Source organism: Myxococcus stipitatus DSM 14675, from assembly GCF_000331735.1.
GTDB classification, from domain to species: Bacteria; Myxococcota; Myxococcia; order Myxococcales; family Myxococcaceae; genus Myxococcus; species Myxococcus stipitatus.
Map to the genome: position 1 here is coordinate 8657680 of NC_020126.1, position 16669 is coordinate 8674348.

General features: G+C 69.8%; 16 protein-coding genes. 13 read left to right on the top strand and 3 right to left on the bottom strand.

What is annotated here, in order from left to right:
* Positions 1-149: 149 nt before the first annotated feature.
* The 3 genes from MYSTI_RS33405 to MYSTI_RS33415 all read left to right on the top strand — a co-directional run bounded on the left by MYSTI_RS33405 (position 150) and on the right by MYSTI_RS33415 (position 3871).
* Entirely contained in the window at positions 150-1400 is a 1251-nt protein-coding gene (locus tag MYSTI_RS33405) for a hypothetical protein (protein WP_015352259.1), read from the top strand.
* 62 nt (positions 1401-1462) lie between these two features.
* A complete protein-coding gene (locus MYSTI_RS33410; RefSeq protein ID WP_015352260.1) occupies positions 1463-3091 on the top strand; it encodes a sensor histidine kinase in 1629 nt (542 codons plus the stop codon).
* A gap of 411 nt (positions 3092-3502) precedes the next feature.
* A complete protein-coding gene (locus MYSTI_RS33415) occupies positions 3503-3871 on the top strand; it encodes a hypothetical protein (RefSeq protein ID WP_015352261.1) in 369 nt (122 codons plus the stop codon).
* Between the two features lie 25 nt (positions 3872-3896).
* Here the strand turns inward: MYSTI_RS33415 and MYSTI_RS33420 are convergent, their stop codons facing one another.
* Positions 3897-4709 (bottom strand): TIGR02452 family protein, encoded by an 813-nt coding sequence (locus MYSTI_RS33420; RefSeq protein ID WP_015352262.1) that lies wholly within the window; start codon positions 4707-4709, stop codon positions 3897-3899.
* Between the two features lie 146 nt (positions 4710-4855).
* Positions 4856-5713 (bottom strand): hypothetical protein, encoded by an 858-nt coding sequence (locus MYSTI_RS33425; protein ID WP_015352263.1) that lies wholly within the window; start codon positions 5711-5713, stop codon positions 4856-4858.
* 310 nt (positions 5714-6023) lie between these two features.
* On the opposite strand from MYSTI_RS33425, the gene gstA reads away from it, so the two are divergent.
* The 5 genes from gstA to MYSTI_RS33450 all read left to right on the top strand — a co-directional run bounded on the left by gstA (position 6024) and on the right by MYSTI_RS33450 (position 10105).
* Positions 6024-6632 carry a glutathione transferase GstA gene (gene gstA, locus MYSTI_RS33430; RefSeq protein WP_015352264.1) on the top strand — a complete coding sequence of 203 codons (609 nt, stop codon included), beginning with the start codon at positions 6024-6026 and terminating at the stop codon, positions 6630-6632.
* The gene (locus tag MYSTI_RS33435) at positions 6629-6991 is read left to right on the top strand and encodes a VOC family protein (protein WP_015352265.1); all 363 of its coding nucleotides are present in this window, start codon (positions 6629-6631) and stop codon (positions 6989-6991) included. Before gstA ends, MYSTI_RS33435 begins: the two co-directional genes overlap by 4 nt.
* 129 nt (positions 6992-7120) lie before the next feature.
* A complete protein-coding gene (locus tag MYSTI_RS33440) occupies positions 7121-8185 on the top strand; it encodes a UvrB/UvrC motif-containing protein (protein WP_015352266.1) in 1065 nt (354 codons plus the stop codon).
* A 153-nt stretch (positions 8186-8338) separates the two neighbouring features.
* Positions 8339-8623: a hypothetical protein gene (locus MYSTI_RS33445; protein WP_015352267.1), complete on the top strand. Its 285-nt coding sequence runs from the start codon at positions 8339-8341 to the stop codon at positions 8621-8623.
* Positions 8624-8761: 138 nt separating this feature from the next.
* Entirely contained in the window at positions 8762-10105 is a 1344-nt protein-coding gene (locus MYSTI_RS33450; protein ID WP_015352268.1) for an ammonium transporter, read from the top strand.
* Positions 10106-10111: 6 nt separating this feature from the next.
* Here MYSTI_RS33450 and MYSTI_RS33455 read toward each other — a convergent pair whose 3' ends face one another.
* A complete protein-coding gene (locus MYSTI_RS33455; protein ID WP_015352269.1) occupies positions 10112-10786 on the bottom strand; it encodes a GNAT family N-acetyltransferase in 675 nt (224 codons plus the stop codon).
* A 118-nt stretch (positions 10787-10904) separates the two neighbouring features.
* Here MYSTI_RS33455 and MYSTI_RS33460 point away from each other — a divergent pair, with 118 nt between their 5' ends.
* The 5 genes from MYSTI_RS33460 (at position 10905) to MYSTI_RS33480 (ending at position 16660) form a co-directional block, all read left to right on the top strand.
* A complete protein-coding gene (locus tag MYSTI_RS33460) occupies positions 10905-12977 on the top strand; it encodes a serine/threonine-protein kinase (RefSeq protein WP_015352270.1) in 2073 nt (690 codons plus the stop codon).
* A 71-nt stretch (positions 12978-13048) separates the two neighbouring features.
* Positions 13049-13834, top strand: a complete 786-nt coding sequence (locus tag MYSTI_RS33465; protein ID WP_233278040.1) for a hypothetical protein — start codon at positions 13049-13051, stop codon at positions 13832-13834.
* Positions 13835-13851: 17 nt separating this feature from the next.
* The gene (locus MYSTI_RS33470; protein WP_015352272.1) at positions 13852-14673 is read left to right on the top strand and encodes a hypothetical protein; all 822 of its coding nucleotides are present in this window, start codon (positions 13852-13854) and stop codon (positions 14671-14673) included.
* A gap of 165 nt (positions 14674-14838) precedes the next feature.
* Entirely contained in the window at positions 14839-15306 is a 468-nt protein-coding gene (locus tag MYSTI_RS33475) for a nucleoside deaminase (RefSeq protein ID WP_015352273.1), read from the top strand.
* Between the two features lie 43 nt (positions 15307-15349).
* On the top strand, positions 15350-16660 hold the full coding sequence (locus MYSTI_RS33480) for a hypothetical protein (protein ID WP_015352274.1): 1311 nt from the start codon (positions 15350-15352) through the stop codon (positions 16658-16660).
* Positions 16661-16669 lie beyond the last annotated feature (9 nt).

Sequence of the window (16669 nt, forward strand, 5' to 3'; positions counted from 1 at the left end):
CAGACAATCGCGTGGCGCTTCGCGATGCGCGGAGTGAAGCGTCGACCTTCGGACACTCGTTCAAGGACGCAAGTCCGGGGCGTCTTGGAAGCAACTGGGCAGTGACTACCTCCCCAGAGCTTCAGGACTCTCTCGACGGACCACCACTCATGCCATTGAACCGTTCTCCTGCTCCGGCCCCCACGCTCGCCGTCCTGGCCCTGGCCGTCGCGCTGACGTCCAGCGCGGCCGGAGCGCAGCAACCCACTCCGCTGGAAGACAATCGCCGCATCACCGACGGCTACATCGCCATCGCCTACGAGCTGGGCGCGATTCTCGACCCGACGCTCGAGCCCGGTGGCTCCAGCGCCGTGCGGCCCACCTGGTTCACCTTCGCCCCTCACGCCTCGCGCACCGGAGGCGAAGGCATGTTCGGCGCCGCCGTCGCCCGACGCATCATCAACGCCGCGCGCGGAGGCCCTTCGCTCACCGTGACGCAGGCACTCGCTCGCGCGGGGCTCGACACCCAGCTCCACTCCACCACCCGGAAGGTGGCCCTGGAGCTGGTGCTGCAAGGCATCCCCGTGGACGCGTCCGCCTCGCTCGCGGCGGTCATCACCTCGCTCAACGGCGCGGCCCTCCTGGACGTCCGCACGTTCGCCACCACCGTCGCGCGCGCCGCCAGCCTGTACTGGATGGCCCCTCGCTTCTGGCCCCTCGACAAGGTGGAGTGCATCGTCATCACGCTGGAGCGCACGCTGCACGAAGGCAACGTCGCCATCTACACGGACATCGGCGGCTCGGGGCGGCTGTTCCTCGAATGGCGCCACGACGCGGGGGGCGACGTGACGGCCGAGCAGGTCCTCGCCGGGTTCACCCTCGTGGACGCCGTCCCCGAAGAGGCGGTGGAGGCGTACAACTTCGCGCTCGCCCACGCGTCCGACACGCCGCGCCCTCACCAGTTCGACGAGCTCTTCCCGAGCATGCACTACAAGAGCCTGCTGGTGGCGGCCTTCGCCCTCTACGAGAAGGCCCGCGTGGCGCCCACGCCCGAGGAGCGCGACGCCCTCATCGCCATGGGCACCAACTACATCGCCTGGCGCGAGCAGCACGACATGGCCGAGCCCGTCTTCTCGCCTGAGGTGCCTCGGCCCGACGAGGTGTCCCGCGTCGCGCTGCTCCAGGCCCTCACGCCGCTGCTGCGCACCCACTTCGGGACGGTCGTCTGGAACTACGCCGACTATGCGTACAGCCAGCCGGACCGCGACGGCAGTCCCCTGACGTCGCAGCCCACGGAGTACAACTGGGCCGTCTTCCAGGACCGCTGGATGGGCATCCTCTTCGCGTTCGACCAGGGCTATCTCCAGCCCACGGGCCTGTGGCAGATGCCCAAGCCCCTGCCGGACCCGAACGGTTCCTGAAGCCGATGTCGCGTCCGCGGCGCGGGGCCCGGCGGAAGAGGGCTCGGGGGAAGGGCCGCGGCATGCCCCGGCGTGCGGACGCCCCCTCCCCTGGCGGAGTGGGCAACTTGACGCATTTGGAGCGCCAGGGGACGGTTCAGGTCTACATGAACCCCGCGCCGTTCACCGCGTCCGGCCCCCCGACGGACGCCGACAGCGTCACGTATTCCCTCCCTCCGGGCACGGAAGACGAGCAGGGCCCCTCCGACGGCACGCGGCTGCGGCTGCTCCGGGAGATGATGAGCGAGGCCTTCCTCTCGCTCGATGCCCACGGGCGCATCCGCGAGGTGAACAGCCGCGCCGCCGCGCTCCTGGGGCTGCCCGCCGAGGAGCTCCAAGGCCAGGAGCCCTGGGTCGCGGAGCCCGCGCTGGCGGGCACCTCGCTGCATGAGCGGCTGATGGCGGCGCTCACCACCCGGGAAGGCGGACGCTTCCTGGCGGAGCTGCCCTCGCGCACCTGGCTGGACGTGAATGTCCAAATCGTGGGCGAGGAGACATGGGTGCTCGCCGCCGACATCACCCGGCGACAGCGCGCGGAGAACGAAGTGGCCCGCACCGAGGAGCGCTTCCGCCAGCTCGGCGAGCGCTTCCAGGTGGCGCTCGACTCGGCGCAGATGGCCGTCTGGGAGACGAACCTGGCGACCGGGCAGGTGTTCCGCTCGGAGGGACATGACCGCCTCTACGGCTATCCCCACCCGCTGACGGAGTGGACCCACGAGCGGTTCATCGAGTCGCTCCACCCCGATGACCGGATGGGCGTCCAGACGCAACTGGATGACATCTTCGCGGGCAAGGCGGACACGTATGCCTCCACCTTCCGGACCGCGTGGCCGGACGGCACGTGGCACTGGCTCACCAGCCGGGCGCGGGTGCTGCGCGACGCGACGGGGAAGGTGGTGGTGATTCGTGGCGCCATCCTGGACATCACCGCGCTGAAGGAGACGGAGTTCGCGCTGCAGGAGGCCGTGCGCACGCGCGACGACTTCCTCTCGCTGGCCAGCCACGAGCTGCGCACGCCGCTGACGTCGCTGAGGCTCCAGGCCCAGCTGCTGCGGCGCATGGGCGAAAGCAACCCCACGGAGACGCTCAGCGCCCCGCGGGTGCACGAGAAGCTCGAGTCGACGGAGCGGCAGCTGCGCCGGCTGGGCGCGCTGGTGGACAACCTGCTCGACGTCAGCCGCATCCGCACGGGCAAGCTGGACTTCCAGTTCACCGAAGGCGACCTCGCCGCCGTCGTCGGGGACCTGGTCGCGCGCTTCACGGACGAGGCCCGTCACACGGGTGTCCAGCTCACCGCCTCCGTGGAGGGGCCCGTGGTGGGCCGCTTCGACCGGCTGCGGCTGGAGCAGGTGGTGAGCAACCTGCTGTCCAACGCGCTTCGCTATGGTGCGGGCAATCCCGTTCGCCTCTCGCTCACCCGCCATGAGGACGGCGTGCGGCTGCTCGTGCGGGACGGCGGCCCGGGTGTTCCTCCGCGGGATCGCGAGCGCATCTTCGAGCGCTTCACCCAGGGTGACAACGCGCGGCGCCGGGGCGGCATGGGGCTGGGGCTCTACATCGTCCGGCAGATCGTCGAAGCACACGGCGGCCACATCCGCGTGGAGGACGCTCCGGGCGGCGGCGCCACCTTCGTCGTGGAGCTGCCCATCTAGGCTTCGCGCACCGCGGTGTGAGCGGCTTCACTCGCGCGCTCCACGGCGCACGAAGCCCCTCGCCTCCCACGGCGCTCACTCCGGCCTCACGAGGAGAACGCCCGCGCGAGCAAGGATTCGGCGTGCGGCGGCGCGTCTCACCCTCGCGCCGGAGCCGTGTGTCCAACGGTGGGCGCCTGAGGGCTCCACACCCCGAGGGAATGACCCCACATGGTGGGTGGACCCCGGCACCGTGGGTTTCAAAGCCACTCCGATTTTTCACAATTTGTCGCCCGCCGAGAAGGAAATGGCGCGGAGAGAGAAACAACGCGGAGTGAAATCGCGCATCATTCTCCGGCAGCCCAGTGGCTTCCGCGCCAGCAGGTGTCGTGGTCAGCGCGCCACTGGGACTTCCGTCCGGAGGGCGCTCCGATGTGGATTGAGACCATCATCATGCCCCGCGAAGAGGGCGAGTCGCGTACTCCCCCTGCTCCGCGAGACAGGCGAGAAGTCCTTCAAGCCGCGGGAGAGGAGAGCCGCGCCCTCAGGGACTCGGTGGTGGGGTTTCTCGATGCGAATCACCTCTCCGACGCCGTGAAGTGGATGAGCGAGCCGGGATTCCTTCCGCTCATCACGCTGCACTGCACGGAGCTCGCCCTGGAGAAGCTACGGGACGCGGCGGAGTTCGTGGTGGGCCGCGCGTCCCCCGTGGACGTGTACGCGCCGCTGACCTCCACCGAGCCGGAGCTGTCGTCCGAGCCCGTGGCCATGCCCGCGCCCATGTACGCGCGCTATCGCTGACGCCCGCTTCCCCCTTCCGCGTCCGTCAGGAGAAGTGCTCCTGGAAGGCACGCAGGTTGGGCCCATCCCCGCCTCGCTCGTAGACGGCGAACACCACCCGGGAGAAGGCCCCGGACAAGGTCGCCAGCGCGGACGAGAAGGCCCCGGCCACTTCAGCGGGCTCGTTGCGGAACACCCCACAGCCCCACGCCCCCAGCACCAGGACGCGATGGCCCTCGCGCGCCGCCGCCTGGAGCACCTTGAGCGCCCGCGCGCGCAGCACCGCGTGGACCTGCCTGCGCAGGCCCGGATTCTCGCGAAGCGCCACCCCCGCGTTGGGCGCGGGCATGGTGAGCACCGAGAGCAGGAAGGGCTCCTCCAGCAACTCCAGCGCGTCGTCCCGGAAGAACGGCACGTCCGGCGAGTAGATGAGGTGGTCGGTGTAAAGCGGCGAGGACTCCGCGCGGTTGACGTCGTAGTACTCGCGCTGCGTCAGCAGGCACGGATAGAGCGCCGAACAGCGGGCCAGGTCCTCCTCCTGCGCCTTCGCCCCGCCCAGGAAGCCTCCACCGGGGTTCTTCGCGGAGGCGAAGTTGAGCGCGGCGATGCGCGTCTCCCCTTCCTCCACCAGGCGCCGGGCGGCCTGTCCCGTCTTCTCGCCCGTCACCTCGATGCGCGGCGGGGTGGGCACTCCCTCCGGCACGACGAGCGGCCCGAAGTCCCCCGGCCGGTAGAGCACCGTCCCCTCCACCGCGCGCGCCACGCTGTCACCCAGCACGACGCGCCGCCCCGAGGGCGCCACATACGTCCCCTCCTCCGTGATTCGCACCGTCTCCTGCGCCAGCCCCTTCAACGACATGTCCCGCTCCCATCGTCCCGGTGAGTCCCTCGGGACTTCGTGTCATGACAACACGAACATGACCAGGAGGTCCTGACACGCGCCAGGCCGGGGACGGCTCGGGAGGGGCAGGGCGTGCTCCCTCCCGAGCGGACATCCGGCGCGTGCTACTCGCAGCCGATGCGCTGCTTGCTGGAGACCGCGACGTTGTCGATCCACGTCTCGGAGCCCGACTTGTCCAGCGGGTGCACGAAGCCGTAGCCCACGGCGAACACGTCGTAGTTGCGCATGCCGATGTCGGGGAAGTCATGGGCCAGCGCGCCGTCCACGTAGACGCGCGTGTTGCCATGGGTGCTCGTCTTGGTGGCGCGGCGGATCTCCCACTCCAGGCAGACCCAGCGGCCCGCGGACATGCCCAGGTTCACCGGCGGGCCCTGACGGTTCCAACCCTGTCCGGGCCGCGCGGACCAGTCATCGAGCGCGAAGCCCTGGTCCGAGATGACCTGCAGCTCGAAGCCGCCTTCGATCGAGCTCGTGGAGAGCACGAAGAAGGTCCCCATCTGCCCGAAGACCCGCGGCAGGTCCTTCATGAAGACGTGCGCGCGGACGAAGAGTTGCGTCTCGAAGGGGGTGATGCCGCGGGCCCACCGCGCGATGGCCTGCCCTTCGTTGCGGCGCTCGTCGACGCCGTCCTTGGTGACGATGTGCAGCGCGCCGCTGCCCGTGTGCGTCTTCGTCGCGTCCGCCACGATGGTGGCGTTGTCCTTCTGGACCTCCCAGATCCCCTCGCCGCTCTCGAACGCCTCGCACAGGAGCGCGCCCGCGGGGCACTGCGCGGTGCCCGACCCGACGCCGCCGGCGTCTTCCGGGTTCGGGTTCCCACCACCATCCGGATTGCCACCGCCATCCGGGTTGCCGCCGCCATCGGCCTTGTCGTCGTCGCCGTCGCCGTCACTCGAACAGGCGGGCATCGACCCCAGCGCCAGCAGCGCGACGGGGAGCAACCACGTGGCTTTGAAACGCATACAGACCTTCCTGGCCGGGATGAGCGCCGACCATGACAAACGGAGCACCGCGGGGCCGGGCTCGCGCGAGGGGTAGAGAGGCGTGGCGGGCGCCCCGGGCCCATGCCTGCCGCCATCCAACAGAACTACCACTCCGAGCGCGGCCCGGGCAGGGGGCCCAGAGGACCCAGGAGTCCCAGGGAACATCGAGCGCCGCCCCCTGGCCAACCGGCCACGTCGGGACGGGGGCCTTCGCGAAACGGTGGAATCCCCTCTCGGGAAGGTGCACAACTGCGCGCCTCGAACCCCCCACCATGAGGTCAGTGTCGCAATGAAGCTCTACTACACGCCGGGTGCCTGCTCCCTGTCTCCGCACATCATCCTGCGCGAGGCGGGATTGAAGTTCGCTGTCGAGAAGGTCGACCTGCGCTCCAAGAAGACGGAGACCGGCGTGGACTTCAACACCGTCAACCCCAAGGGCTATGTGCCCACGCTCGTGCTCGACAACGGCGCGATGCTGACGGAAGGGCCCGCCATCGTGCAGTACCTGGCGGACCAGGCGCCGGAGAGCAAGCTCGCCCCGGCCAACGGCACGTTCGAGCGCTACCAGCTCCAGGAGATGCTCAACTTCATCTCCACCGAGCTGCACAAGGCCTTCAGCCCCCTGTTCAACCCCGCGTTCCCCGATGACGGCAAGCGCATCTTCCGCGACCGCATCGCGCAGCGGCTCACGACGTTGAACGGGCTGCTCGAGAAGAACGCGTTCCTGATGGGGGAGCAGTTCACCGTGGCGGATGCCTACCTCTTCACGGTGCTGAACTGGACGCGGCCCATGCAGATCGACCTGGAGCCCTACCCCTTCGTGAAGGCCTACCATGGGCGCATCGCCGCGCGGCCGCACGTGCAGGCGGCGCTGGCGGCCGAAGGGCTGACGAAGTGAGCTCCGCGTTCGTCAAGCTGCTCGTCTCCGACCTGGCGCGCTCACAGGCGTTCTACGAAGCGCTGGGCTTCGAGCGCACCCAGGCCGAGCCCCCCTTCGTCCGCCTCCAGTGGGCGGGCACGGTGGACATCTACCTCGTCTCGCCTCCGTCGGCGCGACAGCTGGAGGGGCGGCGGGGCCTGGGCGTGCTCGTGGGCATCCGGCTCGAGAGCACGCCCAACGGCCTGGACGAGCTGCTGCTGCGCGCGCAGGCCCAAGGCGCCGAGGTGGAAGGCCCCACCGTGCAGCCCTGGTACACCCGGGAGGTCATCGTCACCGACCCGGACGGCTACCGGCTCAACTTCATCGAGCCCGCGTAGTCCTCGGCCCCTCGCGCGGCCGGCCCCTGGACGAACAGGCACCCGAGGCGGGAGAAGTCCCTTCCGCCCGGGTGTCGCCCTCGGGTGTACGGTGTCCTGTCCGGCCCATGCCGGGCAGGTCCGCCGCCCATGCTTCCCCGCGTCGCCTCACTCCTGGCCCACGTCCGCGCGCAGGCGGAGAACCGCCCTGGCATCTACCGGATGCTCGGGCCCTCCGGAGAGGTGCTCTACGTCGGCAAGTCCGTGCGGGTGCGCACCCGGCTGCTCTCGTACTTCCGCGCCGAGCCCGGCGACAAGGCGGCGGACATCATCGCCCGGGCGCACGACATCGACTGGGAGCACACGCCCAGCGAGTTCGCCGCGCTGTTGCGGGAGCTGCGCCTCATCAAGCTCCACCGCCCGCTCTACAACGTGGAGCACAAGCGCGACCGGAGCCACTGCTTCCTCCACCTCACGCAGGAGGCCGTGCCCCGCCTCCAGGTCGTGACCCGCGTCACCGGCGCGAGCGGCGACTACTACGGCCCCTTCCACGGCACGCACACCGTCTCCGAGGTGGCGCGCGCGGTGAACGACCTGCTGGAGCTGCGCGACTGCGCGGCGGACACGCCCATGAGGCTCGCGGACCAGGGACAGCTCTTCCCGCTCACGCAGGAGCCGCTCTGCATGCGGGGCAAGGTCTCGCGCTGCCTCGCGCCGTGCGCCGGGGGCTGCACCCGCGCCGAGTACCACGCCCACGTGGCCCAGGCCCGCGCCTTCCTCGAGGGGCACGCCGACACGCCGCTCGCGCTGCTGCATGAGCGCATGGCGCTCGCGGCCCGGCGCCTCCAGTTCGAGTACGCCGCCGAGCTCAGGGACCGCGCCGAGCGGCTCCAGCACCTCCGGCAGTGGATGGTCTCCCTGGGCCAGACGATGAAGCGGCTGACCTTCGTGTACTCCGTTCCAGGCCACGCGGGGGACGACCGCGTCTACATCCTGCGCCGGGGAAGCGTGCGCGATGAGCGGCCCGCGCCCAGAACCCTCCGCGAGCGCAAAGCCCTGGCGGCCCGGGCCCAGGAGGTCTTCGAGCGCCCGGAGCCCGAGACGCTGGGCCTGCGCGCGCACGAGGCGCAGGAGGTGATGCTCATCGCCCGCTGGTTCCATCTGCATCCGGAGCAGTTCGAGCACGCGGAGCACGCACCCCACGCCGCGCCTTGAGCCCCAGCGTCTCGATTATTTCTATGCCGACGTACAACTCCACGAGGAGGCAACGACTGGCATCTCCACGGGTATGTCTTCGCGCGAGGACGAGCGTGCGTCAGGGCGACCGGGTATGACTGTGCCCACTTCCCGACGAAGGGGGATGTGGCAATGAAAGCAAGACTCTCGATGGCCGCGCTCATGGCCGGCCTGATGGTGTCGTCCACCGCGTGGGCCGCCATCACCGTGCGCTACTACAACCGCGACTCGCGCGAGTACACGTGGTCGGTCGTGTGCAGCGGCGTGAAGACCACCGTCTCGTTCGGCAAGAGCCAGACGGCCTCCGTCACCATCCAGGGCTCCGGCCCCTGCACCGTCCAGACCGACGCGGGCAACGTCGTCCTCAAGGGCGGGGAGAACCTGGACATCAAGGACGGCCGCATCATCATCAACTAGCCGACACCCGATTCACGCCATCTAGGACTAAATGAAGGAGATTTAGAGCTGGCGACCACGAATTAGTGCTTCGCCCCATTGATTCTGGAACACCCCGGCACCACAATGCATTGCGTCAACCCTCCTTGGGGGAGCGCGATGAAGAAGTGGCTGGCAGTGGCCTTGCTGGTGGGCGTGGGTGTGGCGGGCATGTGGGTGACGCCGGCGGCGCAGGTGAAGCAAGGAGGCCCGCTCAACCCGGCGGATACCGCGTGGCTCCTCACCGCGACGGCGCTGGTGCTGCTGATGACCCCGGGCCTGTCATTCTTCTACGGCGGCATGGTGCGGCTGAAGAACGTGGTCTCCACGCTGTTGCAGAGCTTCATCGCCATGGCGGTCATCAGCCTGCTCTGGGTGGTGGTGGGCTTCAGCCTGAGCTTCGGTGACAGCTTTCACGGGCTCATTGGCGACCCGCGCACCTTCTTCATGTTCAGCGGCGTGGGGGAGCAGACGCATCCGGACCTGGCGCCCACCATTCCCTTGCTGCTGTTCGCGCTGTTCCAGCTCAAGTTCGCCATCATCACCCCGGCGCTCATCACGGGAGCCTTCGCGGAGCGGGTCCGCTTCAAGGCGTATCTGCTCTTCATGGTGCTCTTCGCGCTGTTCATCTACGCGCCGCTCGCGCACTGGACGTGGCACCCGGAGGGGTTTCTGCGCCAATGGGGCGTGCTGGACTTCGCGGGCGGCACGGTGGTGCACATGTCCGCGGGCTTCGCGGCGCTCGCGGGCGCGCTGGTGCTCGGGCGACGCCGGGCGCATCTGGAGAACGCGGCCCACACGCCCGCCAACCTGCCCTTCGTCATGCTGGGCACGGGCATGTTGTGGTTCGGCTGGTTCGGCTTCAACGCGGGCTCGGCGCTGTCGGCGTCCGCACTGGCGGCGCTCGCCTTCGCCACCACCAACACGGCGTCCGCGGCGGCCATGCTGGGATGGATGGCTTTCGACTGGCTGCGCGGCCGCAAGCCGAGCGCCCTGGGCGCGTGCGTGGGCGCGGTGGTGGGCCTGGTGGCGGTCACTCCCGCGGCGGGATTCATCACCGTGGGCCAAAGCATCCTGGTGGGACTGGTAGCCAGCTTCGTGAGCAACACGGCCGTCCACCTCAAGAGCCGCACGTCGCTGGACGACACGCTGGATGTGTTTCCCTGCCACGGCCTGGGCGGCGTGGTGGGCATGGTGCTCACGGGCGTGCTGGCCAAGGACGTGGGGCTCATCCATGGGGAGACGCGCACGTTCCTGATGCACCTGGCCGCGCTCGTCCTGGTGTCGACCTTCTCCTTCGTGGGCTCGTACCTGCTCTACAAGCTGGTCGACCGCGTCGTCCCGCTGCGCGTCACCCACGCGCAGGAGGAACAGGGGCTCGACCTGAGCCAGCACGACGAGGTGGTGGGCGAGTCGCCCGCCCTGCCCTCGCCCCACGACACGCCCGAGCCCTTGCCCGCCTGAGCGGGCTCAGCCGCCCTTCTTCGCCGCCGAGGCCCGCGTCTTGCGCGCGCTGGCCTTCGGCGCGGGCGAGGCGGGCATCGGTCCGGTGTTGGGCGTGGCGGCCGTCTCCTCCGCCACCTTGGCGCGGCGCTTGAGCCGGCGCGGCGGCAGCAGGTCCGGCTCTCCGGGCACCTTCTGCGCGAGGAAGATGGCCGCGTCGAGCTTGTAGAACGTCCGCGCCCGGTACCACGCCAGCGCGGACTCGTTGTTCTCCGCCACCTCCAGCACCAGGTGCGTGCAGCCTCGCGTGCGCGCCAGGTGCTGGAGCTGATCCAACATGAAGCTGCCCACGCCCCGGCCCTGGTAGTCGGGGTGCACCGCGAGCTCCTCCACGAAGAGCGGCCGCATGCCCCGCTTCTCGAACCAGCGCGGGTTCACCCAGTTGTCGTCGCCGGTGGCCTCGAAGGCGCACTCGGAGTAGCCGACGATGTTCCCGTCCACCTCGTAGAGCAGCTGCTCGATCCACTCGGAGGTGTAGACCTCCATGAAGCGGCGCTTGGAGCGGGGACGCTGGTACTCCACCGTCTCGCGGTTCACGTCGCGGAAGACGAGCTTGAGGAACTCCCACGTCCGGTTGAGGTCGCGGCGGTGGATGCGGCGGACTCGAACCTCGAGGGAGTCCTTGGGCGCGGCTTTTGTCATACCGACCGCTTCCTTAGCAGGCTGGCGGAAAGCCACCAGCGGTTCCAGCGGGCGGCCTCCCTGTCCGTCCGGAATCCTTCCTCGGAAAGGTTGCCTCATGGTGGGGTGGGAGGATGGAATGGGGGACAACACCCCCAGGAATTCCCGTGCGAGCCCCAGCCCCATGATCCGACCGTTAGACGGCGACCTGTCCATCGATACGGTCCTTCGCAACACCTACAAGGTCGTCTCCATCCTGGGGCGCGGCGGCATGGGCTCTGTGTACCTGGCCCAACACCTGCGGCTGCCCGGCAAACAAGTCGCGGTGAAGGTGCTGCGCGGGGGCGACCACCTGACGGCGGAGATCTTCGCCCGCTTCCGCCGGGAGGCGGAGATTGCCTCCCGGTTGGGCCACCCCAACATCGTCGAGGTGCTCGACTACGACACCCTGGAGGACGGCACCCCGTTCCTGGTGCTGGAGTTCCTGCGCGGCGAGAGCCTCCAGTCCCGCGTGGAGCGAGGCCGGCTGCCCCTCACCGACGTGTACTCCTTCGCGCGGCAGATGGGCTCCGCGCTGCAGGCCGCGCACGGCGCGGGCATCGTCCACCGGGACCTCAAGCCGGCCAACGTCTTCCTCGTCCCCACCGACTCCGGCGGCGTGGTGGGGGAGCGGCTCAAGCTGCTCGACTTCGGCATCTCCAAGGTCCTCGACTCCGGGACGGTGCAGACGCAGGAGGCGACGCTCATCGGCACGCCGCAGTACATGTCCCCCGAGCAGGCCCAGGGCCGCAACCGGGAGATTGACGCCCGCACGGACATCTTCGCGATGGGCTGCATCGTCTACGAGATGATGACGGGCACCCCCGCCTTCGGTGGCGGCGGCATCGCGCAGATGATCTTCCGCGTCGTCTACGAGCCCCCCGCGCCGCTCGCCCCGCTGTGTCCGGAGGCTCCGCCGCACGCCATCGCCGCGGTGGACAAGGCCCTCTCCAAGCGCGCGGAGGAGCGCTACCCGGACGTGGCCTCCTTCGTGGAAGCGCTGACGGGCAGCCCGCTGCTCACGCTCAGCTCCACCACCGGCTCCCACGCCACGACGCCGCGCCCCACGGGCTCGCCCTCCGGCGTGGCCCTGCCCTCCGAGGGCCCGCCCTCCCTGTCCAACACCCTGGCCCCCAGCAGCGTCCGCCAGGGCCCGGACACGGGGCGCATGGGCTTCGAGGCCACGCTCGCTCCAGGCACCGGCCGCATGGGACAGGTGGACCCCGTCGCGCCCTCCGGTGCGTTCGCCGCGGGCAACACGGGACGGATGGGCGTGGCGCAGGCGATGGGCACGGAGCCCGTCGTTCCGCCCGTGGCCCAGTTCGACCCCGTGCAGTTGGAGCCCACGCTCACGTCCCAGCCCGTGCCTCGGCTGGCCCCGGCGCAGCTGGACCCTCCGGGGCTCGAGCCCACGTTCATGTCGCAGCCCTCGCCCGGCCTCGCGGCGCCCACGCCCGCGTCCCCCACGCCGCCACAGCCGAGCCTCCACGTGGCCTCCACGCCCCCGGCGCAGGTCGTGCCCGCGACGAAGGGCCGTGCGCCCGTGGCCGCGCTCGCCATCGTGGGCCTGGTCGTCATCGGCGGCGCGGGCTGGTGGATGACGCGCCAGGGACCGACGCAGCAGCCCCCCCACGACCCCGTCCCCACCCACCCCCAGGGCTCCACGGGGACCCCCGCCGCGAATTCTCAGAATCAGGGGACGACGCCGCCGCCGCCCGCGGTCACCGGAACCACGGCGCCGCCGACGGTCACCGGAACCACGGCGCAGCCCACGGGGACCCAGGTCGTCACGGCGCCCCAGACGGGCACCACGCCCCCGGAGGTCACGCCCCCGGCGAACCCGACCGGCATCGAGCCGAAGCCCCAGCCCCCCTCCACGCGTCCTTCCACCCGGCCCGAAGCTCCGGAAAAACTCTCTGACGAGGTCAGGCAACTTTTGACCGACGCCGAACGAGCTTTAAGTGGGGGAGACACCGCGGAGGCCATCCGTCTGGCACGCAGCAGCCAGCGGAGGGAACCCAAGGTCATCCCACAGGCGTCCTACTCGTTGCTCACCCGGGCATTCTGCCGTCAGGGGGACCTGAGCAACGCCAAGGCCCAGTGGCCCAAGGTCTCCCGGGCGGAGCAGTCCCGGGTCCGAAAGTATTGCAAGCAGCACGACATCGAGCTCTGACACATGGCGCTGTCCCCGGACGGCCCCACCTCCTGAGGTGAATTGCTTTGAGAAACCTGTTCTCGCTATTCGTGACGACTCTCCTGCTGGGGGCGACCTCCAGCCTCGCGGCGCCGGTGGAGGACGGGAAGGTCTACGTCGGCCGCGAGGGCGAGGAAGTGGCCGTGGTGCCGCTCACCCCGCGCTCGTCGAAGAAGTTCCTGCTTCGCGTGAAGGGCACCGGCTCCGACCTGGACGGCAAGGTGCTTCCGTACGTGCTCAAGGACTGGAGCAGCTCCAGCACCGAGCAGCACAACTACACGACCCAGTGGCACGGCCGGGGCTACACCGTGCTGCACATGCGCAACTCGCACTACGAGCTGTACGTGCCCGGGCGCTCCAAGGAGATTGACGTCTCCTTCGACGAGAAGCGCACCAAGGCGCTCGAGTCGGACGAGGTCTACGAGCAGCACCAGAAGCAGCAGGCGGACGGCACGCTGGAGAAGCTGATGGCGTTCGACCGCAAGGGCGAGATGGCCCGCCACGACAAGGACTACGCCGAGAGCCTCCTGGAGGCGAACAACGCCTGCGGCACCAGCGTCGCGGCGAACATCGACTGGGCCTCCGTCACGGACGAGCAGCTCAAGGACCTGAGCATCTCCAGCTTCTGCGAGGCGCCGCTCAAGTCCATGGTGGAGCTGTGCAAGGTCTCCACCATCGCCAAGCAGACCTTCAAGGCGCGCGTGAAGCAGGTGAGCTGCCGCTTCGCGGACAGCCCCGCGCCGAAGCTCGACGCGGACCGCGTCATCTGGACCACCTCGCGCGACGCTTCCAACCAGCAGGAAGCCGCCACGAAGTTCTTCAAGACGAACCTTTAGTCACCGAGAGACCTGCAATGAACTTCCAGCGTATCGCCGCCGTCGCGGTGTCTTTCGCCTGCAGCGCGTCCATGGCCGCCGAGACCCTCCAGCCCCCCTGGGGCAAGGAGGAGAACCTGGGCCAGAAGATGGTCATGGAAGCCACCACCGTCTGCGCGGACGGCAAGGGGCACTACGTCGCCGTGGTTCCGGACGAGGACCGCGGCGGGGACCAGCTCTACTACGGCGACGGGAAGACCTTCTTCCTCGTGCCGTCCCTGCCCTTCACCTCCGGCCGCAGCTTCCTGGAGCCGCGCTTCTTCAACAAGTCCGCCAACCCCAACTTCCGGGGCATGGACTGGCGCGTGGTCTCCGACATCGACTTGGACAAGAAGGCGAACACGTGCGCCCTGCGCTGCGGTGAGAAGAACATCGCCCTCACGGTGATGGAGGCGGGCCCCGCCGCGGACGTCCTGCGCAAGTCCGCCTTCGCGCCCAGCCCGCATCAGTTCGCGCCCTACGCGCTGCTGCGCGACACGAAGGGCAACTACTACTTCGTGGACCGGGGCACCGGCACCCCGGACCAGAAGAACTACCGCGTGTTCATCGGCCCTCGCGGCGCGCTGAAGGCGCAGAAGATGACGAACGTCATCTCCGACTCCGAAGGTGAGATCTTCTCCACCAAGAAGGGCGACCTGCGGCTGGTGCTGGACAAGGCCAAGACGTCCGTGTGGATCGAGAACAAGAAGAAGTCGCTGGAGCTGCGCCAGGTGCCCGTCGATGAGAACCTGCCGCTCATCTACAACGACCTCGGCGTGTACGAGGGTGCTCGCCTGGGCACTCCCTGCGACGACCAGTAGTCCCGTCTGATGTGCCGTTCCCGGGACCTGGGCTCCTTCGACGAGTCCAGGTCCCGTGAGCCACGGTCCTCGGGTTGACAGGCTCACGGCCCTTGTCCCCGAGGAACCCTGGCGAGCCCTCCTCCTCGCCGTTACGGTGCCCGCCCCATCCCCGGAGGCTGGCCCATGCGTCCCGAAGAGACTCGTTTCCTTCACCAAGCCATCGAAGCCGCGCGCCGCGCCCGGGCGCGAGGGGACCACCCCTTTGGCGCCGTGCTGGTGGATGCACGGGGACAGGTGCTGCTCGAGGGGGAGAACACCGTGGTGACCCAGCGCGACTGCACGGGCCACGCGGAGTCCAACCTGATGCGGGACGCGACGAAGCGCTTCTCTCCAGAGGAGCTCGCGGGCACGACGATGTACGCCAGCACGGAGCCGTGCGCGATGTGCGCGGGCGCCATCTTCTGGGGCGGCGTGCGGCGGGTGGTGTTCGCGCTGTCCTCCGCGCAGTTCGGGGCGATGGTGGGCCCGGGCGCGGGTGGGCTCCTCATGTCCAGCCGAGAGGTCCTGGAGCGAGGCAGCGTCCCCACGCAGGTGGAGGGCCCCGTGGAGCTCCAGGAGGCACGCGACGTCCACGCGGGCTTCTGGGGCTGAGCTTGCGCGGCCCGCGCGGTTGCGGGAGCCTCACGCCACCGCCTTGAACCTGCCCCGCTACTTCGTTCCCCATGCCTCCACGCCACCGGAGCGCATCCACTCGGATGCCGCCTCGGTGGTGCATGTGGTGGACGCATTCCAGTTGGATTCCCAGCACGTCCTCGAGCCCGAGTGGTGGGTGGGGCTCGACGCGCTGGGCGGTGTGCATGTCGTGCCCGCGAGCGAGCGGGGCCTCTTGCCCGCCTCAGCGCTCGCGCAGCTCACGCACCACGAGGTCGCCTCCGGGCGGACGCCTCGGCGCATCGCCGCGTCGGAGCTGTTCTTCTTCAGCGTGGAGCTCGTCGAGCACCCCGCGGACGCGGAGGGCTTCAACGACCCGGTGTATCTCTACGGGCACCTGTCCGGCCCGTGGCCGAGCGCCTCGCCCCAGCGCGTGCCGGGCCAGCTCACGGTGACGCGTGGGGATGTGCTCGCGGGGCTGACGCACGGCGCGGCGGACGCGTTCCACTACGTGCAGACGCCCGAGAGCGCCACCGCTCCGCGCGGCTACCACGCGCTGCTTCCGGGAGACCGGCCGGAGGTGCTCGCGGGAGGACGCGGGCTCGTGCTCGCGTGGCCCTCGGTGCCGCCCGAGCTGCAAGTGGGCAACGCGTCCAACGGCCCCATGGTAGCGCGCATGCTCCATGACGTGCTGACGCAGCTCCAGGAGGACGCGGGCGGCAACAAAGGCCCCGACGCCCTGGTGCGCATGGAGCTGCCCGTGCCCAGCCGAGCCATGGCCATCGCCGAGCTGGAGCTGCGCGGCTACGAGGTGAAGGGCGATGTGGCCGTGCTCCGCCGCCAGCACCCGGGACTGCTCACGCGCATGGCGGAGTGGCTGCGCGCGGAGAAGGTGCGCATCCCCCCAGAGGCCACCGCGCCCCAGTTCCTCGAGCTGGCGCGACAGGCCCTGACCGCCCTGCCCGGCTGGCCCACCGAGACGGAGCGCGTGCTCCGCGCGAGTGTCCGCGCGGGAGGTGCCCCCCGGCTCGAAACACCTTCGCTGCCGCGTGCGACGAGCCCCGCGCCGCAGCGGCCGGTGCCGCCTCGCGCCCCCCCGGCGGCGCCTCGGCCGAGCGAATGGATGGAGGACTTCCTCAACGCGCACGCGGCGGCGAAGCCCCGAGCGGAGAAGCCTCGGTTGACCCGCGCCAGGCCCACGCCTCCGCCTCCCGCGAAGTCCGGCAGGCCCGCGTGGATGGAGGACTTCTCGAGTCCCCCGCGCGAGGCCGCCGTCGCGCCGACGAAGCCCGCTCCCGCGCCCTCCTCCGCTCCCGCGAAGAAGCCCGACTGGATGTCCGACTTCGACGAGTGAAGGCACCGC